Origin of the sequence: Bacillus sp. SIMBA_008 (assembly GCF_046535495.1) — a bacterium.
Lineage (GTDB): Bacteria > Bacillota > Bacilli > Bacillales > Bacillaceae > Bacillus > Bacillus subtilis.
On record NZ_JAWRWL010001368.1, the window covers coordinates 1 to 232 of the forward strand.

Genomic DNA, 232 nt, shown 5'->3' on the forward strand with positions numbered 1-232 from the left:
GGGATTTCTATGGTTGCCGACATTACCGACACAAAGATACAGACGTTTGTTCAATTGTTGCGGAATGATCCGCGACCGCTTTTTGGCTGTTGAACCAATACGCACCGCACACACACAATACGACTTCGCTATATCTCTGATAAATATTATTCTGCGATACTGGCCGGCCTTGTCTGGCACGAGGATTCTGCTGGAACTTTGGTGGAGCAATGACGCATTGACGTTGCGCTCT

1 protein-coding gene is annotated in these 232 nt (G+C 47.8%); it reads right to left on the bottom strand.

Annotation, left to right across the window (positions count from 1 at the left end; genetic code table 11):
* On the bottom strand, nucleotides 1-180 hold a 180-nt coding region (locus SB658_RS27935), incomplete at its 3' end, for a hypothetical protein (protein WP_410603851.1).
* Between the last annotated feature and the right edge of the window lie 52 nt (nucleotides 181-232).